Here is a 23,170-nt window from a genome sequence, read left to right as displayed (position 1 = left end):
CATAGATACGAAGAACAGAGGAAAGCACGATGGGAAAGATCACCGGCTTCATGGAGCATGAGCGCATCGAAGAGGGCTACAAGCCTGTCGAAGAGCGCGTCAAGCACTACAAGGAATTCGTCGTCGGCCTGAACACAGACCAGGCCAAGGTGCAGGGCGCACGTTGCATGGACTGCGGCACGCCGTTCTGCAACAGCGGCTGCCCGGTCAACAACATCATTCCGGACTTCAACGACCTCGTGTACCGCGACGACTGGCAGAACGCCTTCGCGGTGCTCGACTCGACCAACAACTTCCCCGAGTTCACCGGCCGCATCTGCCCCGCGCCCTGCGAGGCTGCCTGCGTGCTCAACGTGAACGACGATGCGGTCGGCATCAAGTCGCTGGAACACGCGATCATCGACCGCGCCTGGGACGAAGGCTGGGTGGCGCCGCGCGTCGCCAAGCACAAGACCGGCAAGAAGGTCGCCGTGGTGGGCTCCGGCCCGGCCGGCATGGCCGCCGCGCAGCAACTGGCGCGCGCCGGCCACGACGTCACGCTGTTCGAGAAGAACGACCGTGTCGGCGGCCTGCTGCGCTACGGCATTCCCGACTTCAAGATGGAGAAGTCGCACATCGACCGCCGCGTCGAGCAGATGAAGGCCGAAGGCGTGACCTTCCGCACCGGCGTGATGGTCGGTGCTGCGAAAGACCCGCTGGGCAAGGGCTCCAAGGTGACCAACCTGGCCAAGGAAACCGTCACGCCCGAGCAGCTGCAGAAAGACTTCGACGCCGTGGTGCTCACCGGCGGCGCCGAGCAGTCGCGCGACCTGCCCGTGCCCGGCCGCGACCTCGACGGCATCCATTTCGCGATGGAGTTCCTGCCGCAGCAGAACCGCGTCAACGCGGGCGACAAGGTCAAGGGCCAGCTGCGCGCCGACGGCAAGCACGTCATCGTGATCGGCGGCGGCGACACCGGCTCCGACTGCGTGGGCACCAGCAACCGCCACGGCGCCGTGAGCGTCACGCAGTTCGAACTGATGCCGCAGCCGCCGGAAGAGGAGAACCGCCCGCTGACCTGGCCCTACTGGCCGATCAAGCTGCGCACCAGCTCCAGCCACGAAGAAGGTTGCGAGCGCGAGTTCGCCATCTCGACCAAGGAATTCATCGGCGAGAAGGGCAAGGTCACCGGCCTGAAGACCGTGCGCGTCGAGTGGAAGGACGGCAAGATGCAGGAAGTGCCCGGCAGCGAGCAGATCCTGAAGGCCGACCTGGTGCTGCTGGCGATGGGCTTCATCAGCCCCGTGGCCACCGTGCTCGACGCCTTCGGTGTCGAGAAGGACGCCCGCGGCAACGCGCGCGCCACGGTCGACTTCATCGGCGGCTATGCCACCAATGTGCCCAAGGTGTTCGCCGCCGGCGACATTCGCCGCGGCCAATCGCTGGTGGTGTGGGCGATTCGCGAGGGCCGTCAAGCGGCGCGTTCGGTCGACGAATTTTTGATGGGATTCAGCGACTTACCGCGCTGATTTTTGTTTCATTTGAAGCGGCGCCGTTCGCGGCCCCGTTATCATCCGCGGAAACCGCATGCCGGGATGCCTCACAAGGCGCCCGGCTTTTTTATTGTGATGGACCCAGCCACACCACCGTCTTCCTCCTTCGTCGAATTCCGCGATGTCACGTTCGGCTACGGCGCGCGCGCGATCCTCGACGGCGTGTCGTTTTCCGTGCCGCGCGGCAAGGTGACGGCGTTGATGGGGGCATCGGGTGGCGGCAAGACCACCGTGCTGCGCCTCATCGGCGGCCAGCAGCGCGCCCAGCGCGGCGAGGTGCTGTTCGACGGGAAGGATGTCGGTCACTTCGATGTCGCGACGCTGTATGCGGCGCGGCGCCGCATGGGCATGCTGTTCCAGTTCGGGGCGCTGTTCACCGACATCAGCGTGTTCGACAACGTGGCCTTTCCGCTGCGCGAGCACACGCAGCTGTCGGAAGCGCTGGTGCGCGACATCGTGCTCATGAAGCTGGACGCCGTCGGCCTGCGCGGCGCGCGCGACCTGATGCCCAGCGAGGTGTCGGGCGGCATGGCGCGGCGCGTGGCGCTGGCGCGCGCGATCGCGCTCGACCCCGACCTCGTGATGTACGACGAACCCTTCGCGGGGCTCGACCCGATCTCGCTCGGCACGGCCGCACGGCTGATCCGCCAGCTCAACGACGCGCTGGGCCTCACCAGCATCATCGTGTCGCACGACCTCGAGGAAACCTTCCGCATCGCGGACCACGTGATCATCCTGGCCAACGGCGGCATCGCCGCGCAGGGGCGGCCCGACGAGGTGCGCGAGAGCGTCGATCCGCTGGTGCATCAGTTCGTCAATGCGCTGCCTGACGGGCCGGTGCACTTCCACTATCCGGGCGTCAGTATCGAAGACGATTTCGGGAACAGGGAAGGAGGGCGTTCATGACCTGGTGGAAGCCCGCCGACGTCGGCTTTGCCGTGCGCAGCCAACTGGCCGACATGGGCCATGCGGCCAAGCTGTTCCTGCGCCTGCTCGGCCCGGGCGCGCAGATCATGCGGCGCTTCGGGCTGGTGCGTGACCAGATCCATTTCCTGGGCAACTACTCGCTCGCGATCATCGGCGTGTCGGGCCTGTTCGTGGGCTTCGTGCTCGGGCTGCAGATGTACTACGCGCTGCAGCGCTACGGCTCGTCCGAGGCGCTCGGCCTGCTGGTGGCGCTGAGCCTGGTGCGCGAACTCGGTCCCGTGGTGGCGGCCCTGCTGTTCACCGGCCGGGCCGGCACCTCGCTGACGGCCGAGATCGGCCTCATGAAAGCCAACGAGCAGTTGAGCGCCATGGAAATGATGGCGGTCGACCCGGTGCAGCGCATCCTCGCGCCGCGCTTCTGGGCCGGCGTCATCACCATGCCGCTGCTGGCGGCCGTGTTCAGCGCGGTCGGCATCATGGGCGGCTATGTCGTGGGCGTGCTGATGCTGGGCGTCGACCCGGGCGCGTTCTGGGGCCAGATGCAGGGCGGCGTCGATGTCTGGCGCGACGTCGGCAACGGCGTCATCAAGAGCATCGTGTTCGGTTTCACCGTGACCTTCGTCGCGTTGCGGCAGGGCTTCGAGGCCCAGCCGACGCCCGAGGGCGTGTCGCGCGCCACCACGCGGACCGTGGTGATGGCGTCGCTGGCGGTCTTGGGGCTCGATTTCCTGCTCACCGCCATGATGTTCAGTATCTAAAGGGGCCCCGGCTCCATCGTTCTAGACAGAGAGTGCAAACCATGCAACGTTCCACCAACGACATCTGGGTCGGCCTGTTCGTGCTGATCGGCGGCGCCGCATTGCTGTTCCTGGCGCTGCAGTCGGCCAACCTGCTGAGCCTGAACTTCCAGAAGACCTACACGGTCACCGCGCGTTTCGACAACATCGGCGGGCTCAAGCCCCAGACCGCGGTCAAGAGCGCTGGCGTGGTGGTCGGTCGTGTGGAATCCATCGCGTTCAACGACAAGGCCTTTCAGGCCGATGTGACGCTGGCGCTGCAAAACCGTTACAGTTTTCCCAAGGACAGCTCGCTCAAGATCCTGACCAGTGGCCTGCTCGGCGAGCAGTACATCGGCATCGAGGCGGGCGCCGAGGAAAAGAACCTGCAAGCCGGCGACACCATCACCGCGACCCAATCGGCCGTGGTGCTGGAGAACCTGATCAGCCAGTTCCTGTACAGCAAGGCCGCCGAGGGGAATACGGCGCCGGGAACAGCCAACAAGAAATGACCACACGACTTTTTTCGTCGACTGCTATTAAAAGTGTAGCTAGCTCCGCCCGTTGGGCCACCGCCACCGTCGGTTTCGCCCTCGTGGCCGGATGCGCCACCGGATCCGGCGCAAGCCCGACCGACCCCTTCGAGCCGTACAACCGCGGTATGACGCGCTTCAACGACACCGTCGACGAAGCCGTGCTGGAGCCCGTGGCCACCGCCTACCAGAACGTGGTGCCCTCGCTGGTGCGCCAGGGCGTGACCAACTTCTTCAGCAACCTCGGTGACATCTGGAGCCTGGCCAACAACGTGGCCCAGCTCAAGCTGCAGAACAGCGCCGAGACCTTCATGCGGCTGAACGTCAACACCTTCTTCGGCCTGGGCGGCCTGCTCGACGTTGCCTCCGAGGCGCGCCTGCCGCGCCACGAGGAAGACTTCGGCCAGACGCTGGGCTACTGGGGCGTGGGCGCCGGTCCGTACGTCGTGCTGCCGTTGCTCGGCCCCTCGACGCTGCGCGACACGATCGCCCGGCCGCTCGACATGTACGGCGACGCGCAGGGCCATATCCACGACATCGCCTGGCGCAATTCGCTGGCGGGCCTGCGTGTCGTGGACACCCGCTCGCGCTACCTGGGTGCGACCCGCCTGCTCGACGAAGCCGCGCTCGACAAGTATTCGTTCACGCGCGACGCGTTCCTGCAGCGCCGCCGCAACCAGGTCTACGACGGCAACCCGCCGGACGACGACAACGCCGGCAAGTGACGGCAAAAGGGGGGGCGGACGGGGTGGTCCTGCTTGCATCCGGTTGCAAGGCTTCACCTCCGCTTCAGGAACCCGGTCGGCCTGGCGCCTGTCGAAACCGTTCCTGTCTCAGCACGGAGCCATTGGCTGCACCGTGCAGGGAAGACAATTCAACCTGAGGGACTCACCATGAACAACAAGATCTTGCTGCAACGACGCGACCTGGGCCGCCTGGCATTGGCCGGCGCGCTGCTGTTCGGCGCCGCCACCGCCTTCGTGCATCAGAGCGCATTCGCGGCCGACGAAGCCCCCGACGCGCTCGTCAAGCGCCTGTCGACCGACGTGCTCGAAACCATCAAGGCCGACTCGTCGATCAAGGCCGGTGACATCAACAAGATCATGCTGCTGGTCGACAGCAAGATCATGCCCAACGTCAACTTCCAGCGCATGACCGCCTCGGCCGTCGGCCCGGCCTGGCGCCAGGCCACGCCCGAGCAGCAAAAGCGCCTGCAGGACGAGTTCAAGACCCTGCTCGTGCGCACCTACGCCGGCGCGCTCGACCAGGTGAGTGACCAGACCGTCACCATCCGCCCGTTCCGCGGCGCCCCCACCGACACCGACGTGCTCGTGCGCACCGAGGTCAAGGGCCGCGGCGACCCGGTGCAGCTGGACTACCGCCTCGAAAAGACGCCGGGGCAGGGCGCCGGCTGGAAGGTCTACAACCTGAATGTGCTGGGCGTCTGGCTGGTCGACACCTACCGCACCCAGTTCGCGCAGGAAATCAACAAGAGCGGCATCGATGGCCTGATTGCCGCGCTGGCCGCGCGCAACAAGGGCAACGGCAAGGGCTGACGGGCGCACGCCATGCTGGTCCTTCCCTCCCGACTCACCCACGACGAGGCTCCTGCCTGCATGCGCATGCTGCAGCAGGGGCTCAAGGGCCAGACCGATTCGTCGTCCACCGTGGTCGACGCCACGGCACTGGCCCAGTTCGATTCCTCCGCGCTGGCGGTGCTGCTCGAGTGCCGGCGCGAATCCAGCGCGCTGGGCCGGGGGTTTTCGGTCAAGGGCCTGTCGCCGCGCCTGCGCGAGCTGGCCGCGCTGTACGGCATCGCGGGCCTTCTGCCCGCTGCGCCCTGACCCCCTAGCGCGTGCGTGGCACCGCTGCGGTCAGCAGCGTGAGTGCCTTGTTCAGGGTCGAGGTCGCGAATCGCTCCCCCTTGGAGTGGCCGATGCGCACGACGACGAGATCGTGCGACGGAATCACGAGCACGAACTGGCCCCCTGCGCCGAGCATGTAGTAGGCCGTCGTCGGCGCCGCCAGTGCCCCCGTTCCATTGATCCAGAAAAATCCCCCGTAGATGGGGCGCCGGTCTGCGGTCCAGGCCGGTGCGGCCGTGCTCACAAAATTGACGAACCCCTCGGGAAGAATGCGCTCCCCGTTCCACACGCCGTCCTGCAGGTAGAGGTTGGCCAGCCGGGCCCAATCGCGGGCCGACATGAAGTCGTAGCCTTGCGTGAGGAAGTTGCCGTAGGGGTCGGTCTCGATCACCATGGAGCGGATGCCGATCTTGTCGAAGATGGCGCGCTGCGGGAACGAGAGGTACTCTTCGCCGCGCTTCTCGACCCCAAGGCGGACCAGGTAGTTGGCAAGCACCGGATCGGTGTTGCGGTAGCGGCCCACCGTGTTGGGCGGCCATTGCTGCGGTCGGGTCGCGGCGTAGTTGAATGCGTTGATCCGGCCCGTATAGTAGTAGATGTGATCGGGGTAGGTGCCGTTGGGATCGAAGTCCGGATCGTCCGGGGCCTTGATGCGCAGCCCGCTGGACATGCGCAGGATGTCGGCAATGCGGATCTGCTGACGGCCGTCGCCGGCACCTTGCCATTCGGGAATCGGCGCGGGCTGGTCGAGCTTGTACACGCCCTGCTTGATCAGCACGCCCATCATCGTGGCCACGACGCTCTTGCCCATCGACCATGACTCGAGCGGCGTTGTCGCGCTGATGCCGCTCATGTAGCGCTCGCCGATGAGCCGCCCCTTGTGCGTGACCACGAAGGCCGCAGTGTAGGCCTCCGTGGTTTCGAAGGCGGCGCCGAGGGCCTGGTTCACCTTGGCCATGTCGACGTCGGCGGGCGGCGGGTCGTTCGGCAGCACATCGCCCATGGGCCAGGGCACGGTCGTGGGGTCGGCCAGCGCGCTCTTGACATTGACGGGGGTGAAGAGAACGTCGTCCTTGCCGGGCGGCAGCGTGATGCAACCCTGCGATCCGAAGTGGCGGGCCACCAGCGTCGGACCGCCGTTGGGCATCGTGATGCGGACCTCCTTCTTGGTGCGGTCGACCACCGGCGCACCCACCTTCTTGCGCTGCTCGTACGGCCCCGTGAAGTACCCGATGGTTTCGGCGGCGACTGCAGGATCGAGTCCGGTGATGAAGACCGCCGAGCACATGGCCTTGGCATAGCCGGACGTGTTGTGCTCCAGCACATCGCCGGGTGGTGGCACGTAGGGCGTGTCCAGCTCCAGGCACTTGGCGCGCGCAATGAGTGCATCGCGGGCTGGCAGCTGGGCCGAACCGGCAGATGAAGTGCAAGGTTGGGCGGTGCCGCCCCCTGCGCCAGCGCCTGCGCCGCCGCCGACAAGGGCGATGCCGCCACCTCCGCCGCCACCACCTCCTCCCCCGCAAGCAGTCAGCACCATCGCCAGGAGCAGGGCGGCAACGGTTGGGAGGGGGCTGCGGGTCAAACACTTCATTGGCGTTCCTCGCGATGGGCGGTTGCGGTGCGCAGAATCGGCACCGGCGGGATTGTGGGTGAACTTCGGGCCGATGCCTAGCGCGGCCGGCTCCCCGCGTTCACCCCTGAACAGCGCCGAAAAACCCATCGCCCGTAAAATCGCGGGCTCCCATGCCCGCGATCTCATTCCAGTCGGTCTCCAAGACCTACCCTCCCTCCCGTCAGCAACGCGCCCAAGGCAAGCAGGGGCTGCGTGCGGTCGACGAGGTTTCCTTCCAGATCGAGCCGGGCGAGTTCTTCGGCCTGCTCGGCCCCAACGGCGCGGGCAAGACCACCCTGATCAGCATGCTCGCGGGCCTGTCGCGGCCCACGGCGGGCGCGATCAGCGTGCACGGCTTCGACGTGCAGCGCGACTACGCCGAAGCCCGGCGCCAGCTCGGCATCGTGCCGCAGGAGCTGGTGTTCGACCCCTTCTTCAACGTGCGCGAGTCGCTGCGCATCCAGTCGGGCTACTTCGGCATCAAGAACAACGAAGCCTGGATCGACGAGCTGCTGCAGAGCCTGGGCCTGGCCGACAAGGCCACCGCCAACATGCGCCAGCTCTCGGGCGGCATGAAGCGCCGCGTGCTGGTGGCGCAGGCGTTGGTGCACAAGCCACCGGTCATCGTGCTCGACGAGCCCACGGCCGGTGTCGACGTCGAGCTGCGCCAGACGCTCTGGCAGTTCGTCGCCAAGCTCAACAAGCAGGGCAGCACCGTGCTGCTCACCACCCATTACCTCGAGGAAGCCGAAGCCCTGTGCAGCCGCATCGCGATGCTCAAGCTCGGCAAGGTGATCGCCCTGGACCGCACCAGCGAGCTGCTGAAGTCGGCCGCGAGCAATGTGCTGCGCTTCAAGACCGACGCCATGCTGCCCTGGGCCATCGCCCAGCACGCGCGCATCACCGGGCGCATCGTGCAGCTGCCGGCGCAGAACGCGCATGAAGTCGAACAACTGCTGGCCGCGATCCGCGAAGCCGGCGTCGCGGTGGAAGACGTGGAAATGCGCAAGGCCGACCTGGAAGACGTGTTCATCGACCTGATGGCGGGCGAGCAGACGCCGCTGGAGGTGTCGCGATGATGGCCGTCACTGGGTGGCGAGCGCTGCTCTATAAGGAAACGCTGCGCTTCTGGAAGGTCGGCTTCCAGACCGTCGGCGCGCCGGTGCTCACCGCGCTGCTGTACCTCATGGTGTTCGGCCATGTGCTCGAAGGCCGCGTGACGGTCTACGGCTCCGTGGGCTACACCGCCTTCCTGATTCCCGGCCTCGTGATGATGAGCGTGCTGCAGAACGCGTTCGCGAACAGCTCGTCCTCGATCATCCAGAGCAAGATCATGGGCAACCTCGTGTTCGTGCTGCTCACGCCGCTGTCGCACTGGGGCTGGTTCTTCGCCTACGTGGGCTCCTCGGTGATCCGCGGGCTGGCGGTGGGCGTGGGCGTGTTCGCCGTGACCGTCTTCTTCGCCGTGCCGAGCTTCGTGGCGCCGGTGTGGATCCTGGTGTTCGCGCTGCTGGGCTCGGCCATGCTGGGCACGCTGGGCCTCATCGCCGGGCTCTGGGCCGAGAAGTTCGACCAGATGGCCGTGTTCCAGAACTTCCTGATCATGCCCATGACCTTCCTGTCGGGCGTGTTCTATTCGATCGGCTCGCTGCCGCCGTTCTGGCAGAGCGTGAGCCACCTGAACCCCTTCTTCTACATGATCGACGGCTTCCGCTACGGCTTCTTCGGGGTGAGCGATGCTTCGCCCTGGCTGAGCTTCGGCATCGTCGGTTCCGCCTGGCTGGTGGTGAGCGCGATTGCCGTTCACCTCCTGCGCATCGGCTACAAAATCCGCGGCTGACCGCGACTTCCAAGACCCCATGACCGCTGACGAACTCCAAGCCATCATCGCTGCCCATCTGCCGTGCGAGCACATCACGCTCGAGGGCGACGGCCGACATTGGTACGCGACCATCGTCTCGGCCGAATTCGAGGGCAAGCGCGCCATCCAGCGCCACCAGCGGGTCTACGCCACCCTCGGTGCGAAAATGCACACCGACGAGGTGCATGCGCTCTCGATGAAGACCTACACGCCGGCTGAATGGGCGGCAGTGGACAAATGACTTTCCGGCCCCTGCGGGCCTCCTGATTTCGCTGGATCCTTCATGGACAAACTTCTGATTCGCGGCGGGCGTGAGCTTCGCGGCGAAGTGCTCATTTCCGGCGCCAAGAACGCCGCGCTGCCCGAGCTGTGCGCAGCGCTGCTGACCGACCAGCCCGTGGTGCTGCACAACGTGCCGCGCCTGCAGGACGTGTCGACCATGCTCAAGCTGGTGCGCAACATGGGCGTGACGGCCGAGGCCGACGACAACGGCACCGTTCGCCTGAACGCCGGCGAGCTCGGCAACCCCGAGGCCCCCTACGAACTGGTGAAGACCATGCGCGCCTCGGTGCTGGCGCTGGGCCCGCTGCTGGCGCGCTTCGGCCACGCCAAGGTGTCGCTGCCCGGTGGCTGCGCCATCGGTTCGCGGCCGGTCGACCAGCACATCAAGGGCCTGCAGGCGATGGGCGCCGAAATCGTGGTCGAGCACGGCTACATGGTCGCGCGCCTGCCTGAGGGCCGCACGCGGCTGAAGGGCGCGCGCATCCTGACCGACATGGTCACCGTCACCGGCACCGAGAACTTCCTCATGGCCGCCGCGCTGGCCGAGGGCGAGACGCTGCTCGAAAACGCCGCGCAGGAGCCCGAGATCGTCGACCTGGCCGAGATGCTGATCCGCATGGGCGCGAAGATCGAAGGCCACGGCACCAGCCACATCCGCATCCAGGGCGTCGAGAAGCTGCACGGCTGCGAGCACGCCGTGGTGGCCGACCGCATCGAGGCCGGCACCTTCCTGTGCGCCGTGGCGGCCACGGGTGGCGAGGCCTTTCTGCGCCATGCGCGCGGCGACCACCTCGACGCCGTGATCGACAAGCTGCGCGACGCCGGCTGCACCGTCGTGACCGAGCCCGACGGCATCCGCATCGGCTCGCAGGGCCCCGCGTACGACCACCTGAAGGCGCAAAGCTTCAGCACCACCGAATACCCCGGCTTCCCGACCGACATGCAGGCCCAGTTCATGGCCCTGAACGTGATCGCGCGCGGTGCCTCGATGGTCACCGAGACCATCTTCGAGAACCGCTTCATGCACGTGAACGAGATGGTGCGCCTGGGCGCGCGCATCCACGTCGAGGGCAAGGTCGCGATGGTCGAGGGCGTGCAACAGCTCTCGGGCGCCACCGTGATGGCCACCGACCTGCGCGCCTCCGCCAGCCTCGTCATCGCCGGCCTCGTGGCCGAGGGCGAGACGCTGGTCGACCGCATCTACCACCTGGACCGGGGCTATGACCGCATGGAATCGAAACTGCGCGGCCTCGGTGCCGACATTGAACGCGTGACGGGAGCCGCCGCATGATCACCCTGGCTCTTTCCAAAGGCCGCATCTTCGAAGAGACGATGCCCCTGCTGGCCGCCGCCGGCATCGAGGTCACCGAAGACCCCGAGAAATCGCGCAAGCTGATTCTTGAAACCACCCGACCCGACGTGCGCGTGGTGCTGGTGCGCGCCTCCGACGTGCCCACCTACGTGCAGTACGGTGGCGCCGACCTCGGCGTGACCGGCCTGGACGTGCTGCTCGAGCACGGCAACCAGGGCCTGTACCAGCCGCTGGACCTGCGTATCGCGGCCTGCCGCCTCAGCGTGGCCGTGCGCGCCGACTACGACTACGCCTCGGCCGTGAAGCAGGGCTCGCGCCTGCGCGTGGCCACCAAGTACGTGGGCCTGGCGCGCGACTTCTTCGCCAGCAAGGGCGTGCACGTCGACCTGATCAAGCTCTACGGCAGCATGGAGCTGGCGCCGCTCACGGGCCTGGCCGACGCCATCGTCGACCTGGTCTCGACCGGCAACACGCTCAAGGCCAACCACCTCGTCGAGGTGGAGCGCATCATGGACATCAGCGCCCGGCTGGTCGTCAACCAGGCCGCGCTCAAGCTCAAGCGCGAACCCATCCGCCGCATCATCGACGCCTTCGCGTCTGCCATTCCCTCCGCCTGAACCTCAACCCCATGACTCTGCAAGCAGCCCCCGCCCGACTGTCCACGAACTCAGCCAGCTTCGACGCTGAATTCAAGGCGCGGCTGCATTGGTCCGCGGACGCGGACGCCGCCATCGAGAAGGTGGTGGCCGACATCCTGGCCGACGTGCAAAAACGCGGCGACGAGGCGGTGCTGGAATACACCAACCGCTTCGACAAGCTCGACGCGAAGACGCTGCCCGAGCTCGAACTCACGCAGGCCGAGCTGAAGGCTGCGTTCGAGGGTCTCCCGGCCGTGCAGCGCGACGCGCTCGAAGCCGCCGCGCGCCGCGTGCGCAGCTACCACGAAGCACAGAAGAAGGCCTCCGGCGAAAGCTGGAGCTACCGCGACGCCGACGGCACGCTGCTCGGCCAGAAGGTCACGCCGCTGGACCGCGTGGGCATCTACGTGCCGGGCGGCAAGGCCGCGTACCCGTCGAGCGTGCTGATGAACGCCATTCCCGCGCACGTCGCCGGTGTGGGCGAAATCATCATGGTCGTGCCCACGCCGAAGGGTGAGAAGAACCAGCTCGTGCTCGCCGCCGCCTACGTGGCCGGCGTGACGCGCGGCTTCACCGTCGGCGGTGCGCAGGCTGTGGCCGCGCTGGCCTACGGCACGGCCACCATCCCGGCCTGCGACAAGATCACCGGCCCCGGCAACGCCTACGTGGCCGCCGCCAAGCGCCGCGTGTTCGGCACCGTGGGCATCGACATGATCGCGGGCCCGAGCGAAATCCTGGTGCTGGCCGACGGCTCCACGCCGCCCGACTGGGTGGCCATGGACCTGTTCAGCCAGGCCGAGCACGACGAGCTGGCGCAAAGCATCCTGCTGTGCCCCGACGCCGCCTACATCGACCGCGTGCAGGCCGAGATCGACCGCCTGCTGCCGACCATGCCGCGCGCCGAGATCATCGCCGCCTCGCTCAACGGCCGCGGCGCGCTGATCCACACGAAGAGCATGGAAGAGGCCTGCGAGATCAGCAACCGCATCGCGCCCGAACACCTCGAGGTCAGCAGCAGCGAACCGCACCGCTGGGAGCCGCTGCTGCGCCACGCCGGCGCGATCTTCCTGGGCAACTTCACCAGCGAGAGCCTGGGCGACTACTGCGCCGGCCCGAACCACGTGCTGCCGACCAGCGGCACCGCGCGTTTCTCGAGCCCGCTGGGCGTGTACGACTTCCAGAAGCGCTCCAGCCTCATCGAGGTGAGCGAGGCCGGCGCGCAGGTGCTGGGCCCGATCGCGGTCACGCTGGCCGAAGGCGAGGGCCTGCAGGCGCACGCCGAAGCCGCGCGCATGCGCCTGCGTAAGATCTGAGGCTCCAACAACCCCGCTTCAGGGAGGAGCACGCCAGATGATTCAACGCCTCTATCGCTCGCGATTTTTCCGCTTCGTCACCGGCCTCGTTGCCGGTGCCGCCTTGCTGGCCGCCTGCACCCAGATGCCGCAGAACCGCGCCGAGACGACGGCGATGGCGGCCACGTCCAGTGCGGCAAAGCCCGCACCTGCGCCGGCCCAGCTCGGCACGCAATGGGGCGAAGGCATCGAGTCGAAGACTCGCACGGTGGCTGCCAAGCGCCTGTCCGACCAGCCCGACGACGTGGCCTCGATCGGCTACAACGATGCGGCCAGCGTGCGCCGCGACGCGGGCAGCAACCCCGAGCGCCGGCTGAACCTGCAGCTGGCCCAGGGCGACATCGAATGGTCGGTGCTCGACGAGAACGACCGCCCGCTGCCGCTGCAGCGCGCGCGTCGAAGCGGCAATGACATGTTCCGCCTCGCCGGCGTCGAAGGTGCGCGCTACACGCTGCGCTTTCGCAACCTCAGCGATCGCAGCTACGAGGTGATCGCCACCGTCGACGGCCTGGACGTGCTCAACGGCAAGCCCGGCAGCCTGCGCAATGGCGGCTACGTGCTGCGCCCGCAGCAGACGCTCAACATCGAGGGCTTCCGCAAGAGCCAGAGCGAAGTGGCCGCCTTCCGTTTCGCCACGCCGGGCCGCGCCTACGCCGCGAACACCGAGGCCGGCGACGTGCGCAACATCGGCGTGATCGGCGCCGCGCTGTTCGAGCTCGAAGAGCCGAACGCCCCGCGCCGCACCCGCCGCGACGCCTCGCCGTCGCAGCCCAGCGCCTTCCCGGCCGACGGCGCGTACGCGCCGCCGCCGCGCTACCGCAAGTAAGCCAGCGAGGCCATGCAACGCGCCGCCGTCCTGCTGTTGCCGCGCCTGCCGGCGCTGCTGCTCGCCCTGGCGGCCGGTGCGATCGGCGTCGGCGCGCAGGCCATGAGCATCCGCGAACTGCGCACGCTTGAAGCCAACGAGAAGGACGGCAAGGCCTACGCCAGCTACTACCTCGTCGGCGTGCTCGAGGGCCTGCGCGAGGGTGTCGAGTCGTCGCAGCGCAACGGCCAGGTGCCGCCGTTCTGCATCGAGGGCCGCCGCCTCGAACCCTCGATGGCCCGCTCGCTCTACCAGACGGAGCTGAGCCGCAACGCCGACAGCTACGAAGCCGACATGCCCGTGCAACTGGTCATGGCCGGCGCCCTCCGCAACAGCTACCGCTGCACCCGATGACCGTTTCCGATTCTTCCGCCTCCGACAACCGCCTGCCGCTCGACCGCATCCGCGCCGACGTGCGCGCCATGCACGCCTACGCGGTGCAGGACGCGCGCGGCTTCCTCAAGCTCGACGCGATGGAGAACCCCTACGGCCTGCCGCCCGCGCTGCAGGCCGAACTGGGCGCGCGCCTGGGCGCGCTGGCGCTCAACCGCTACCCCGGCGACCGCGGCGCCGACCTGCAGCGCGCGCTGGCCGCCCATGCGGGCCTGCCCGAAGGCTTCGGGCTGATGCTGGGCAACGGCTCGGACGAACTGATCTCGCTGCTGGGCATCGCCTGCGACCAGCCCGGCGCCGCCGTGCTCGCGCCCGTGCCCGGCTTCGTCATGTACGCGATGAGCGCCCAGCTGCAGGGCCTGCGCTTCGTGGGCGTGCCGCTCACGGCCGATTTCGAGCTCGACGAGGCCGCCATGCTGGCCGCCATCGCGCGCGAGAAGCCCGCCATCGTCTACCTCGCCTACCCGAACAACCCGACCGCCAACCTCTGGGACGACGCCGTCATCGAGAAGATCGTGCAGGCCCAGGGCGTGCAGGGCGGCCTGGTGGTGATCGACGAGGCCTACCAGCCCTTTGCCGCCCGCAGCTACATCGACCGGCTCGCGAACCACCGCCACGTGCTGCTGATGCGCACCCTGAGCAAGTTCGGCCTGGCCGGCATCCGCCTGGGCTACCTCATGGGCCCCGCCGCGCTGGTCGCCGAGATCGACAAGGTGCGCCCGCCCTACAACATCAGCGTGCTCAACTGCGAAGCCGCGCTGTTCGCGCTGGAGCACGCGGCCGTGTTCGAGGCGCAGGCGCGCCAGATCCGCGAAGGGCGCGACCAGCTCATGGCCGCGCTGGCCCGGCTTCCGGGCGTGAAGACCTGGCCCAGCGACGCCAACATGATCCTGCTGCGCGTGCCGGATGCCACCCGTACCTTCGAGGGCATGAAGGCCCGCGGGGTGCTGGTGAAGAACGTTTCTAAAATGCATGAACTGCTCGCCAACTGCCTGCGCCTCACCGTCGGAACGGCCGACGAGAACGCGCAGATGCTGGCGGCGCTCGAAGCCTCACTATGACCACCCCCACGACCCCGGGCAGCACCGATCGCATCGCGACGGTCACCCGCAACACCGCCGAGACGAAGATCACGGTCAGCGTCAACCTCGACGGCACCGGCAAGGCCAAGCTCTCCACGGGCATCGGCTTTTTCGACCACATGCTCGACCAGATCGCCCGCCACGGGCTGATCGACCTGGACATCGACTGCGAGGGCGACCTGCACATCGACGGCCACCACACGGTGGAAGACGTGGGCATCACGCTCGGCCAGGCCGTGGCCAAGGCCATCGGCGACAAGAAGGGCATTCGTCGCTACGGCCATGCCTATGTGCCGTTGGACGAGGCGCTGAGCCGCGTCGTCATCGACTTCTCGGGCCGCCCGGGCCTCGTGATGCACGTGCCCTTCACCAGCGGCATGATCGGCACCTTCGACAGCCAGCTCACCTACGAGTTCTTCCAGGGCTTCGTGAACCACGCCTTCGTCACGCTGCACATCGACAACCTGAAGGGCGTGAACGCGCACCACCAGTGCGAGACCGTGTTCAAGGCCTTCGCGCGCGCCATGCGCGGCGCGCTGGAACTCGATCCGCGCTCCGTCGGCGTCATTCCCTCGACCAAGGGTTCGCTCTGAAATTCCTCAGCGAACAGCTATGAAATCTGTAGCAAAGAATTCCGTCGCGGTTGTCGACTACGGCATGGGCAACCTGCACTCCGTGTCGCAGGCCGTGCGCCATGCGGCCGACCAGGTGGGCGTGGAGGTGTTCGTCACCTCCGACCCGGATGTGGTGCGCCAGGCCACCCGCGTGGTGCTGCCGGGGCAGGGCGCCATGCCCGACTGCATGCGCGAGCTGCGCGACTCGGGCCTGCTCGAATCGGTGCTCGAGGCCGCGGCCAGCAAGCCGCTCTTCGGCGTGTGCGTGGGCATGCAGATGCTGCTGTCGCGCAGCGACGAAGGCCCGACCGACGGCCTGGGGCTCATTCCCGGCGAGGTCGTCAAGTTCGACCTGGCCGGCCGCCTGCAGCCCGACGGCAGCCGCTTCAAGGTGCCGCAGATGGGCTGGAACCAGGTGCGCCAGGCCCAGCCGCACGCGGTGTGGGCGGGCATTCCCGACCAGAGCTACTTCTATTTCGTGCACAGCTTCTACGCATGTCCGGCGGATGCCCGGCACAGCGTGGGCGAGGCCGATTACGGGGCATGCTTTACCGCGGCCATCGCACGCGATAACATTTTTGCAACCCAGTTCCACCCGGAGAAGAGTGCGGACCATGGGCTGCAGCTGTATCGCAACTTCCTCCACTGGAATCCCTGACCTTATATTCCCGCCCGGGCCGCACCGTTCGCAGCCCGGCTTTCGCACACTCGCGTCACTTCCATGCTCCTCATTCCCGCCATTGATCTCAAAGACGGCCACTGCGTTCGCCTCAAGCAGGGCGACATGGACCAGTCCACCATCTTCAGCGAAGACCCCGCCGCCATGGCCCGCAAATGGGTCGAGGCCGGCGCCCGTCGGCTGCACCTGGTCGATCTGAATGGCGCCTTCGCCGGCAAGCCGCAGAACCACGCGGCGATCAAGGCGATCCTGAAGGAGGTCGGCGACGACATCCCGGTGCAGCTGGGCGGCGGCATCCGCGACCTGGACACCATCGAGCGCTACATCGACGACGGCCTGCGCTACGTGATCATCGGCACCGCCGCGGTCAAGAACCCCGGCTTCCTGAAGGACGCCTGCAGCGCCTTCGGCGGCCACATCATCGTGGGCCTGGACGCCAAGGACGGCAAGGTCGCCACCGACGGCTGGAGCAAGCTCACGGGCCACGAGGTGGCCGACCTGGGCAAGAAGTTCGAGGACTACGGCGTCGAATCGATCATCTACACCGACATCGGCCGCGACGGCATGCTCTCGGGCATCAACATCGACGCCACCGTCAAGCTCGCGCAGGCGCTGACCATCCCCGTGATCGCCTCGGGGGGCCTGTCGAACATGGCCGACATCGACCAGCTCTGCGCGGTCGAGTCCGAAGGCGTCGAGGGCGTGATCTGCGGCCGCGCCATCTACTCGGGCGACCTCGACTTCGCCGCCGCCCAGGCGCGCGCGGACGAGCTGGCCGGCGCCTGACGCCTTTGCCGTAACGGCGCGTGCTCTCCGCGCTCGCCATTGCCAACTACCGCTCGCTGCGCCAGCTGACGGTGCCGCTGGGCCGCCTCACGGTGGTCACGGGCGCCAACGGCAGCGGCAAGTCGAGCGTGTACCGCGCGATGCGGCTGCTGGCCGACATCGCCAACGGCGGCGTGATCCGCTCGCTGGTGCGCGAGGGCGGGCTGTCTTCCACGCTGTGGGCCGGGCCCGAGCGCTTTTCGGCGGCCATGCTGCGCGGCGAACAGCCGGTGCAGGGCACCACGCGCAGCGAGCCGGTGGCGCTGAAGCTGGGCTTCGCCGGCGCCGAGGCCGACGATTTCGGCTACGCCATCGACATCGGCCTGCCGCCGCCGATCCCGTCCTCGGCCTTCTCGCACGACCCGCAGATCAAGCACGAGGCGATCTGGAGCGGCCCGCTGCTGCGCCCTTCCACGCACCTGGTCGACCGCAAGGGCGCCGCGCTGCGCCTGCGCGACGGCAAGGGCTGGCAGGCCGTCGGCCGGCCGATCCCGGCCTTCGCCAGCATGATGACCGAGCACGCCGACCCGCGCGACGCGCCCGAGATGCTCACGCTGCGCGAGCAGATGCGCTCGTGGCGTTTCTATGACCACTTCCGCTCGGACGCCGAGGCGCCCGCACGCCAGCCGCAGCTGGGCACCTACACGCCTGTGCTGGCGAACGATGGGGCCGATCTGGCCGCGGCCCTGCAGACCGTCCGCGAGATCGGCGACGGCGAGGCGCTCGACAGCGCCGTGGACGACGCCTTTCCGGGCGCCCGCATCGAGGTGCACGCGAATGGAGACCGTTTCGAGACGCTGATGCACCAGCACGGCCTGCTGCGGCCCCTGACGGCCGCCGAGCTGTCGGACGGCACCCTGCGCTACCTGCTGTGGATCGCGGCGCTGCTGACGCCCCGTCCGCCCGCGTTGCTGGTGCTCAACGAGCCCGAGACCAGCCTGCACCCCGACCTGCTGCCGGCGCTGGGCCGCCTCATCGCGCAGGCCGCGCGGTCGTCGCAGGTGATCGTGGTGTCGCATGCGGCGCGCCTGATCGCCGCCCTGGACGACAGCGACGGCCTGCAGCCGGTGGTGCTCGAAAAGCGCTTCGGCGAGACCCGCATCGCGAACCTCGACATGAGCGAGATTCCGCGCTGGGAGTGGCCGGCGCGGTAGAGAAGGGCAGGCGGGCCTACTCGGCCTTCACCGCCATCGTCTGGATGATCGTTTCCAGCTGCGCGCTCATCGGCAGGTTGAGGCTTTCCCCCGAAGGCAGCTTGCGCATGAACCAGCGCTTGTACTGCCGGTGGATCTCGCCGTCTTCCGCCAGCACCTGGAAGGTGTCGACCACCACCTTGTTCAGCTGCGGGTCGCCCTTGCGGTACATGACCGCGTAGGGGTCGTAGGAGAGGAAGTCGCCCACCACCTCGTACTGCGCCTTGGCGGCGTCGCGGGCGATCAGGCCGTAGAGCAGCACGTCGTCGGTGGCGAAGGCGTCGGCCTGGCCTTCTTTCACGAGCGCGAACGACTCGGCATGGTCGCGCGCCACCTTCAGCTCGATGTTGAGCTTGAACTTCTGCGACAGGTCGCGCAGCGTCTTCTCGTTGGTGGTGCCGGCCGTCACGGCCACCTTCTTGCCGGCCAGGTCGCGGAACGACTGGATCGGCGAGCCCTTCTTCACCAGCACCTTGGTGCCCGAGACGAACATGGTCGGCGAGAAGGCCACGCGCTTCTGGCGCTCGAGGTTGCTGGTGGTGGAGCCGCACTCGAGGTCGACCTGGCCGCTGACGACCGCGTCGATGCGCGAGTCGGAGGTGACGGGCACCCACTTGATCGTGAGGCTCTTGTTGACCGTGTCCTCGATGGCCGTGACGAGCGCGCGGCACAGCTCGATGGAATAGCCGATCGGCTCCTTGCGCGCATTGAGGTACGAAAAAGGCACCGAGGCCTCGCGGTGGCCGATGGCGATGGTACCGCTCTCGCGCACCTTGGCCAGCGTGCCGGTGAGGAGCTCCTGTGCCTGCGCGGGGCCGCCCGGCAAGGCCAGGGCCACGGCCGCCAGCAGCCATGCGGCGACGGCGGAGGGCAGCGTGGCGATGCGCGTCATGGCGTGGCGCCTCACGCGTGCGCCGGGTGGGCGAGGGTGGCGGCGGCTTCCTCGTCGAGCACCTTGGCGTTGGCCTCGGCATCGCTCTCGGACAGCAGCTCGCCTTCCCACTTGGCGACCACGGCCGTGGCGATGGAGTTGCCCACCGCGTTGGTGGCCGAGCGGCCCATGTCCAGGAAGGTGTCCACGCCCAGAATCAGCAGCAGGCCGGCCTCGGGAATGTCGAAGTGGTTCAGCGTGGCGGCGATCACCACCAGCGAGGCGCGCGGCACGCCGGCCATGCCCTTGGAGGTGAGCATCAGGATCAGCAGCATGGTGATCTGCGTGCTGATCGGCATGTGGATGTCGTAGGCCTGCGCGATGAACAGCACGGCGAAGGTGCAGTACATCATCGAACCGTCGAGGTTGAACGAGTAGCCCATCGGCATCACGAAGCTGGAGATCTTGCGCTTCACGCCGAAACGGTCGAGCGCCTGCAGGATCTTCGGGTACGCGGCCTCGGAGCTCGCGGTGGCGAACGACAGCAGGAACGCCTCCTTGATGAGCACCAGCAGCTTGAACACGCGCGGCCCCAGGAACAGCAGGCCGGCCATGATCAGCACGCCCCACAGCACGAACAGGCCCAGGTAGAAGTCGCGCATGAACACGGCGAACTTGACGAGAATGCCCAGCCCGTTCACGGCCACGGTGGCGGCCATGGCCGCCAGCACCGCCAGCGGCGCGAGCTTCATGACGTAGCCCGTGATCTTGAGCATGGCGTGCGACAGCTCCTCGATGGCGGCCACCAGCGTCTTGGCCTTGTCGCCGAGCGAGGCCAGCGCCACGCCGAAGAACATCGAGAACACCACGATCTGCAGGATCTCGTTGTTGGCCATCGCCTCCACGAACGACTTGGGCACCGTGTGGCTCACGAAGTCCTTGAAGGTGAACTTGTTGGTCGCCAGGTTGGCCGAGGCGCCGATGTCGGGCAGCGGCAGGCCCAGGTTCTCGCCGGGCTTGAGCAGGTTGGCCATGACCAGGCCGATCACCAGCGAGATCAGCGAGGCCGTGAGGAACCAGCCGATGGCCTTGCCGAACACGCGGCCCACCGACTTGGCGTCGCCCATGTGCGCGATGCCCACCACCAGCGTGGAGAACACCAGCGGGCCGATCAGCATCTTGATCAGGCGCAGGAAGACGTCGGAGACGATGGAGACGTAGTCCGCGATCTCCTTGGCGGCCTTCTTGTCGGGAAAGCTTGTGAAGATCATGTAACCGACGATGATGCCGAGCACCATGGCGATCAGGATCCAGGCGGCCATGGGCAGCTTTTTCTTCATGCGTATCCCCTTTGTCGTGTGAGAGTGGTTCTTTTCGAGTGCACGGGACCGACCCGGCACAGGGTATCCAAGAAAGGCGGATGCACGCAATGGCCCGCTGTCAGGATGCGGCGGCTGCCTACAATTCCTCACATGGATATCCGCTCGATCGAGTTTCGAGGCCAGCCGGCGTTGCACGCCGTGGCGGCCGATGGCAGCACGCTGACGGTGGCGCTGCATGGCGCCCAGGTGCTTTCCTGGGCCCCGGCCCGCGGTGGGGAGCGACTGTATCTGAGTCCGAAGGCCGTTTTTGACGGCCAAACTGCCATCCGCGGCGGCATTCCCCTGTGCTGCCCCCAGTTCAACCAGCGCGGCATGCTCCCCAAGCATGGCTTCATGCGCAATCTGCCTTGGATTCGCGAGGAATCGGGCGCGCCCGACACGCTCCGGCTGGTGCTGCGCGACAACGACGCCACCCGCCGGCTCTGGCCGCATGCCTTCGAGGCGCGGATGGACGCCACGCTCGCCGCCGGCCGGTTGCGCACCGCGCTCACCCTGACCAACACCGGCGACGCACCCTGGCCGTTTTCGGCCGCGCTGCACACCTACCTGCGCGTGGACGACATCGCCGCGGTGCGCCTCGAAGGCCTGCAGGGCGCCGCCCGCTGGGACGCGGTGCGCGACGTGCGCCAGACCGAATCGGCCGCCGCGCTGCAGTTCGACGCCGAGTTCGACAGCGTCTACACCGCCCCGGCGCAGCCGCTGCGGCTGGTGCAGCCCGGCGGCACGCTCGAAATCACCCAGAGCGAAACCTGCACCGAAACCGTGGTCTGGAACCCCGGTGCCGCGCTCGGTGCGACACTCGCGGACATGCCCGCAGAGGGCTTTCGCCACATGCTGTGCGTCGAGGCGGCCCGCATCGACGAACCCGTCGTGCTGGCGCCCGGCGCCCAATGGCAGGGCTGGCAACAGCTTTGCGTTCTCTGATTTCTCCCTGGTTCACCACCCCATGCTTGCCAAACGCATCATTCCCTGCCTCGACGTCACCGGCGGCCGCGTCGTCAAGGGCGTCAACTTCCTCGAGCTGCGCGATGCCGGCGACCCGGTCGAGATCGCCGCGCGCTACAACGCGCAGGGCGCTGACGAGCTGACCTTTTTGGACATTACGGCCACCAGCGACGGCCGCGACCTGATCCTGCCGATCATCGAGGCGGTGGCCTCGCAGGTCTTCATTCCGCTGACCGTGGGCGGCGGCGTGCGCACGGTGGCCGACGTGCGCCGGCTGCTCAATGCGGGCGCCGACAAGACCAGCTTCAACTCGGCCGCCATCGCCGATCCGCAGGTGATCAGCGACGCGGCCCAGAAGTACGGCTCGCAGTGCATCGTGGTCGCCATCGACGCCAAGCGCCGCAGCCCCGAAGACGCCGCCACGCGCGGCGCGGGCTGGGACGTCTACAGCCACGGCGGGCGCAAGAACACCGGCCTGGACGTGGTGCAGTGGGCGACCGAGATGGCGCGCCGCGGCGCGGGCGAGATCCTGCTCACCAGCATGGACCGCGACGGCACCAAGAGCGGCTTCGACCTGGCCCTGACGCGCGCCGTGAGCGACGCGGTCAATGTGCCCGTCATCGCCTCGGGCGGCGTCGGCAGCCTCGACGACCTGGCCGACGGCATCCAGAAGGGCGGCGCCGACGCGGTGCTGGCCGCGAGCATCTTCCACTACGGCGAGCACACCGTGGGCGAGGCCAAGGCGCGCATGGCCGAGCGCGGGATTCCCGTGCGCATCGACGCCTGAGCGGGACCGGAAGGGTCTTTTCCTATCCTCGACAATATCCCCATGAATTGGCTCGATGAAGTGAAGTGGGACGCGAACGGGTTGGTGCCCGTGATCGCCCAGGAACAAGGCACGAACGACGTGCTCATGTTTGCGTGGATGAACCGCGAGGCGCTCGAAAAGACCGCCGAGTTGGGCCGCGCGGTGTATTTCAGCCGCTCGCGCAACAAGCTGTGGTTCAAGGGCGAGGAGTCGGGCCACGTGCAGACCGTGCACGAGATCCGTCTCGACTGCGACAACGACGTCGTGCTGCTCAAGGTGACGCAGCTGGGCCACGAGCCCGGCATCGCCTGCCACACCGGCCGCCACAGCTGCTTCTTCAGCAAGTACGAGAAGGGCCAGTGGACTGTGGTCGAGCCGGTCTTGAAAGACCCGGAGTCGATCTACAAATGAGCGCCACAGTGAACGACGCCCACAACAACACCTCCGACGCACTCGCTCGCCTGGCCGCGGTGCTCGAGAGCCGCCTGCCCGCGAACGGCGGCGACCCCGAGAAGAGCTACGTCGCGCGGCTGCTGCACAAGGGCCCGGACGCCTTCCTCAAGAAGATCGGCGAGGAAGCCACCGAGGTCGTGATGGCCGCCAAGGACGCCGACCACGGCGGCGACCGCTCGAAAATAGTGAACGAAGTGGCCGACCTGTGGTTCCACACCATGGTGGCGCTGGCCCACTACGGTTTCTCGCCGGCCGACGTGGTCGCGGAGCTCGAGCGCCGCGAAGGCACCAGCGGCATCGAGGAAAAAGCCCTGCGCAAGGTGCAGGCCCGCGAAGCTTCCAACGACTGAATGATCGATTGAAAGGGCAT

General features: G+C 67.5%; 27 protein-coding genes. 24 read left to right on the top strand and 3 right to left on the bottom strand.

Translation table 11 applies throughout. The annotated features are described in order from the left end of the window. Positions 1-29 precede the first annotated feature (29 nt). The 7 genes from AC1RAA_RS15085 to AC1RAA_RS15055 all read left to right on the top strand — a co-directional run bounded on the left by AC1RAA_RS15085 (position 30) and on the right by AC1RAA_RS15055 (position 5,612). Positions 30-1,508: a glutamate synthase subunit beta gene (locus tag AC1RAA_RS15085; RefSeq protein ID WP_062471739.1), complete on the top strand. Its 1,479-nt coding sequence runs from the start codon at positions 30-32 to the stop codon at positions 1,506-1,508. 66 nt (positions 1,509-1,574) lie between these two features. Then, positions 1,575-2,438, top strand: a complete 864-nt coding sequence (locus AC1RAA_RS15080; protein ID WP_492698270.1) for an ABC transporter ATP-binding protein — start codon at positions 1,575-1,577, stop codon at positions 2,436-2,438. Then, positions 2,435-3,217 (top strand): lipid asymmetry maintenance ABC transporter permease subunit MlaE, encoded by a 783-nt coding sequence (mlaE, locus tag AC1RAA_RS15075; protein WP_492728445.1) that lies wholly within the window; start codon positions 2,435-2,437, stop codon positions 3,215-3,217. The genes AC1RAA_RS15080 and mlaE overlap by 4 nt, the downstream gene beginning before the upstream one ends. Positions 3,218-3,258: 41 nt before the next feature. Further along, positions 3,259-3,747, top strand: a complete 489-nt coding sequence (gene mlaD, locus AC1RAA_RS15070; protein WP_062471729.1) for an outer membrane lipid asymmetry maintenance protein MlaD — start codon at positions 3,259-3,261, stop codon at positions 3,745-3,747. Next, a complete protein-coding gene (locus tag AC1RAA_RS15065) occupies positions 3,744-4,493 on the top strand; it encodes an MlaA family lipoprotein (RefSeq protein ID WP_070059937.1) in 750 nt (249 codons plus the stop codon). Before mlaD ends, AC1RAA_RS15065 begins: the two co-directional genes overlap by 4 nt. Positions 4,494-4,661: 168 nt before the next feature. Beyond that, entirely contained in the window at positions 4,662-5,324 is a 663-nt protein-coding gene (locus AC1RAA_RS15060; RefSeq protein ID WP_062471721.1) for an MlaC/ttg2D family ABC transporter substrate-binding protein, read from the top strand. A gap of 12 nt (positions 5,325-5,336) precedes the next feature. Beyond that, the gene (locus tag AC1RAA_RS15055; RefSeq protein ID WP_062471718.1) at positions 5,337-5,612 is read left to right on the top strand and encodes an STAS domain-containing protein; all 276 of its coding nucleotides are present in this window, start codon (positions 5,337-5,339) and stop codon (positions 5,610-5,612) included. A 4-nt stretch (positions 5,613-5,616) separates the two neighbouring features. Here the strand turns inward: AC1RAA_RS15055 and AC1RAA_RS15050 are convergent, their stop codons facing one another. Continuing rightward, positions 5,617-7,170, bottom strand: coding sequence for a serine hydrolase domain-containing protein (locus AC1RAA_RS15050; RefSeq protein ID WP_492740579.1), 1,554 nt, complete (start codon positions 7,168-7,170; stop codon positions 5,617-5,619). A 206-nt stretch (positions 7,171-7,376) separates the two neighbouring features. On the opposite strand from AC1RAA_RS15050, the gene AC1RAA_RS15045 reads away from it, so the two are divergent. From AC1RAA_RS15045 to AC1RAA_RS14985, 13 genes are all read left to right on the top strand, one after another. Next, positions 7,377-8,324, top strand: coding sequence for an ABC transporter ATP-binding protein (locus AC1RAA_RS15045; protein WP_070059934.1), 948 nt, complete (start codon positions 7,377-7,379; stop codon positions 8,322-8,324). Further along, on the top strand, positions 8,321-9,085 hold the full coding sequence (locus tag AC1RAA_RS15040; RefSeq protein WP_487847952.1) for an ABC transporter permease: 765 nt from the start codon (positions 8,321-8,323) through the stop codon (positions 9,083-9,085). Before AC1RAA_RS15045 ends, AC1RAA_RS15040 begins: the two co-directional genes overlap by 4 nt. Positions 9,086-9,104: 19 nt before the next feature. Next, positions 9,105-9,347, top strand: a complete 243-nt coding sequence (locus AC1RAA_RS15035) for a BolA family protein (protein WP_062471708.1) — start codon at positions 9,105-9,107, stop codon at positions 9,345-9,347. 42 nt (positions 9,348-9,389) lie between these two features. After that, positions 9,390-10,679 (top strand): UDP-N-acetylglucosamine 1-carboxyvinyltransferase, encoded by a 1,290-nt coding sequence (gene murA / locus AC1RAA_RS15030; protein WP_062471705.1) that lies wholly within the window; start codon positions 9,390-9,392, stop codon positions 10,677-10,679. Continuing rightward, positions 10,676-11,317 (top strand): ATP phosphoribosyltransferase, encoded by a 642-nt coding sequence (gene hisG, locus AC1RAA_RS15025; protein ID WP_095949879.1) that lies wholly within the window; start codon positions 10,676-10,678, stop codon positions 11,315-11,317. The genes murA and hisG overlap by 4 nt, the downstream gene beginning before the upstream one ends. Before the next feature lie 11 nt (positions 11,318-11,328). After that, positions 11,329-12,651 carry a histidinol dehydrogenase gene (gene hisD / locus AC1RAA_RS15020; protein WP_492679583.1) on the top strand — a complete coding sequence of 441 codons (1,323 nt, stop codon included), beginning with the start codon at positions 11,329-11,331 and terminating at the stop codon, positions 12,649-12,651. A 37-nt stretch (positions 12,652-12,688) separates the two neighbouring features. Then, positions 12,689-13,516 carry a hypothetical protein gene (locus AC1RAA_RS15015; protein WP_492728450.1) on the top strand — a complete coding sequence of 276 codons (828 nt, stop codon included), beginning with the start codon at positions 12,689-12,691 and terminating at the stop codon, positions 13,514-13,516. A 12-nt stretch (positions 13,517-13,528) separates the two neighbouring features. Then, the gene (locus AC1RAA_RS15010) at positions 13,529-13,909 is read left to right on the top strand and encodes a hypothetical protein (RefSeq protein ID WP_095743766.1); all 381 of its coding nucleotides are present in this window, start codon (positions 13,529-13,531) and stop codon (positions 13,907-13,909) included. After that, positions 13,906-15,009 carry a histidinol-phosphate transaminase gene (gene hisC / locus AC1RAA_RS15005; RefSeq protein ID WP_492728452.1) on the top strand — a complete coding sequence of 368 codons (1,104 nt, stop codon included), beginning with the start codon at positions 13,906-13,908 and terminating at the stop codon, positions 15,007-15,009. Before AC1RAA_RS15010 ends, hisC begins: the two co-directional genes overlap by 4 nt. Further along, entirely contained in the window at positions 15,006-15,623 is a 618-nt protein-coding gene (hisB, locus tag AC1RAA_RS15000) for an imidazoleglycerol-phosphate dehydratase HisB (RefSeq protein WP_354347905.1), read from the top strand. Before hisC ends, hisB begins: the two co-directional genes overlap by 4 nt. A 19-nt stretch (positions 15,624-15,642) precedes the next feature. Continuing rightward, positions 15,643-16,302 (top strand): imidazole glycerol phosphate synthase subunit HisH, encoded by a 660-nt coding sequence (hisH, locus tag AC1RAA_RS14995; protein WP_062471685.1) that lies wholly within the window; start codon positions 15,643-15,645, stop codon positions 16,300-16,302. Positions 16,303-16,365: 63 nt separating this feature from the next. Beyond that, on the top strand, positions 16,366-17,109 hold the full coding sequence (hisA, locus tag AC1RAA_RS14990) for a 1-(5-phosphoribosyl)-5-[(5-phosphoribosylamino)methylideneamino]imidazole-4-carboxamide isomerase (protein WP_062471681.1): 744 nt from the start codon (positions 16,366-16,368) through the stop codon (positions 17,107-17,109). A gap of 20 nt (positions 17,110-17,129) precedes the next feature. Beyond that, positions 17,130-18,302, top strand: coding sequence for an AAA family ATPase (locus tag AC1RAA_RS14985; protein WP_492728455.1), 1,173 nt, complete (start codon positions 17,130-17,132; stop codon positions 18,300-18,302). Between the two features lie 16 nt (positions 18,303-18,318). Here AC1RAA_RS14985 and AC1RAA_RS14980 read toward each other — a convergent pair whose 3' ends face one another. Next, positions 18,319-19,233: an amino acid ABC transporter substrate-binding protein gene (locus tag AC1RAA_RS14980; RefSeq protein WP_492728457.1), complete on the bottom strand. Its 915-nt coding sequence runs from the start codon at positions 19,231-19,233 to the stop codon at positions 18,319-18,321. A gap of 11 nt (positions 19,234-19,244) precedes the next feature. Further along, positions 19,245-20,552 (bottom strand): dicarboxylate/amino acid:cation symporter, encoded by a 1,308-nt coding sequence (locus AC1RAA_RS14975; protein WP_070059926.1) that lies wholly within the window; start codon positions 20,550-20,552, stop codon positions 19,245-19,247. A gap of 105 nt (positions 20,553-20,657) precedes the next feature. Here AC1RAA_RS14975 and AC1RAA_RS14970 point away from each other — a divergent pair, with 105 nt between their 5' ends. The 4 genes from AC1RAA_RS14970 to AC1RAA_RS14955 are packed head-to-tail and all read left to right on the top strand — an operon-like array spanning position 20,658 to position 23,150. Next, complete coding sequence (locus AC1RAA_RS14970; RefSeq protein ID WP_492740578.1) at positions 20,658-21,518, top strand: D-hexose-6-phosphate mutarotase; 861 nt, start codon at positions 20,658-20,660, stop codon at positions 21,516-21,518. 22 nt (positions 21,519-21,540) lie between these two features. Further along, entirely contained in the window at positions 21,541-22,326 is a 786-nt protein-coding gene (gene hisF, locus AC1RAA_RS14965; protein WP_095743770.1) for an imidazole glycerol phosphate synthase subunit HisF, read from the top strand. A 42-nt stretch (positions 22,327-22,368) separates the two neighbouring features. After that, positions 22,369-22,758: a phosphoribosyl-AMP cyclohydrolase gene (gene hisI / locus AC1RAA_RS14960; protein WP_056572729.1), complete on the top strand. Its 390-nt coding sequence runs from the start codon at positions 22,369-22,371 to the stop codon at positions 22,756-22,758. Further along, positions 22,755-23,150, top strand: coding sequence for a phosphoribosyl-ATP diphosphatase (locus tag AC1RAA_RS14955; protein ID WP_492728460.1), 396 nt, complete (start codon positions 22,755-22,757; stop codon positions 23,148-23,150). The genes hisI and AC1RAA_RS14955 overlap by 4 nt, the downstream gene beginning before the upstream one ends. The last annotated feature ends 20 nt before the right edge of the window (positions 23,151-23,170 follow it).

Source organism: Variovorax sp. GW823-FHT04F07, from assembly GCF_058795995.1.
The sequence above is the reverse complement of the archived record's forward strand: the minus strand, read 5'-3'. Positions and strand labels throughout refer to the sequence as shown.

Bases quoted from the DNA above. Each gene is read 5' to 3' on its own strand.
- hisH (WP_062471685.1), top strand. From the start codon at position 15,643: ATGAAATCTGTAGCAAAGAATTCCGTCGCGGTTGTCGACTACGGCATG.
- AC1RAA_RS15035 (WP_062471708.1), top strand. From the start codon at position 9,105: ATGACCGCTGACGAACTCCAAGCCATCATCGCTGCCCATCTGCCGTGC.
- AC1RAA_RS15085 (WP_062471739.1), top strand. From the start codon at position 30: ATGGGAAAGATCACCGGCTTCATGGAGCATGAGCGCATCGAAGAGGGC.
- hisB (WP_354347905.1), top strand. From the start codon at position 15,006: ATGACCACCCCCACGACCCCGGGCAGCACCGATCGCATCGCGACGGTC.
- AC1RAA_RS15045 (WP_070059934.1), top strand. From the start codon at position 7,377: ATGCCCGCGATCTCATTCCAGTCGGTCTCCAAGACCTACCCTCCCTCC.
- AC1RAA_RS14975 (WP_070059926.1), bottom strand. From the start codon at position 20,552: ATGAAGAAAAAGCTGCCCATGGCCGCCTGGATCCTGATCGCCATGGTG.
- AC1RAA_RS15080 (WP_492698270.1), top strand. From the start codon at position 1,575: ATGCCTCACAAGGCGCCCGGCTTTTTTATTGTGATGGACCCAGCCACA.
- hisF (WP_095743770.1), top strand. From the start codon at position 21,541: ATGCTTGCCAAACGCATCATTCCCTGCCTCGACGTCACCGGCGGCCGC.
- hisG (WP_095949879.1), top strand. From the start codon at position 10,676: ATGATCACCCTGGCTCTTTCCAAAGGCCGCATCTTCGAAGAGACGATG.
- hisA (WP_062471681.1), top strand. From the start codon at position 16,366: ATGCTCCTCATTCCCGCCATTGATCTCAAAGACGGCCACTGCGTTCGC.
- AC1RAA_RS14970 (WP_492740578.1), top strand. From the start codon at position 20,658: ATGCGGCGGCTGCCTACAATTCCTCACATGGATATCCGCTCGATCGAG.
- AC1RAA_RS15015 (WP_492728450.1), top strand. From the start codon at position 12,689: ATGATTCAACGCCTCTATCGCTCGCGATTTTTCCGCTTCGTCACCGGC.
- mlaD (WP_062471729.1), top strand. From the start codon at position 3,259: ATGCAACGTTCCACCAACGACATCTGGGTCGGCCTGTTCGTGCTGATC.
- murA (WP_062471705.1), top strand. From the start codon at position 9,390: ATGGACAAACTTCTGATTCGCGGCGGGCGTGAGCTTCGCGGCGAAGTG.
- AC1RAA_RS15055 (WP_062471718.1), top strand. From the start codon at position 5,337: ATGCTGGTCCTTCCCTCCCGACTCACCCACGACGAGGCTCCTGCCTGC.
- hisD (WP_492679583.1), top strand. From the start codon at position 11,329: ATGACTCTGCAAGCAGCCCCCGCCCGACTGTCCACGAACTCAGCCAGC.
- AC1RAA_RS15060 (WP_062471721.1), top strand. From the start codon at position 4,662: ATGAACAACAAGATCTTGCTGCAACGACGCGACCTGGGCCGCCTGGCA.
- AC1RAA_RS14980 (WP_492728457.1), bottom strand. From the start codon at position 19,233: ATGACGCGCATCGCCACGCTGCCCTCCGCCGTCGCCGCATGGCTGCTG.
- hisC (WP_492728452.1), top strand. From the start codon at position 13,906: ATGACCGTTTCCGATTCTTCCGCCTCCGACAACCGCCTGCCGCTCGAC.
- AC1RAA_RS15010 (WP_095743766.1), top strand. From the start codon at position 13,529: ATGCAACGCGCCGCCGTCCTGCTGTTGCCGCGCCTGCCGGCGCTGCTG.
- AC1RAA_RS15040 (WP_487847952.1), top strand. From the start codon at position 8,321: ATGATGGCCGTCACTGGGTGGCGAGCGCTGCTCTATAAGGAAACGCTG.
- mlaE (WP_492728445.1), top strand. From the start codon at position 2,435: ATGACCTGGTGGAAGCCCGCCGACGTCGGCTTTGCCGTGCGCAGCCAA.
- AC1RAA_RS15065 (WP_070059937.1), top strand. From the start codon at position 3,744: ATGACCACACGACTTTTTTCGTCGACTGCTATTAAAAGTGTAGCTAGC.
- AC1RAA_RS14955 (WP_492728460.1), top strand. From the start codon at position 22,755: ATGAGCGCCACAGTGAACGACGCCCACAACAACACCTCCGACGCACTC.
- hisI (WP_056572729.1), top strand. From the start codon at position 22,369: ATGAATTGGCTCGATGAAGTGAAGTGGGACGCGAACGGGTTGGTGCCC.
- AC1RAA_RS15050 (WP_492740579.1), bottom strand. From the start codon at position 7,170: ATGGTGCTGACTGCTTGCGGGGGAGGAGGTGGTGGCGGCGGAGGTGGC.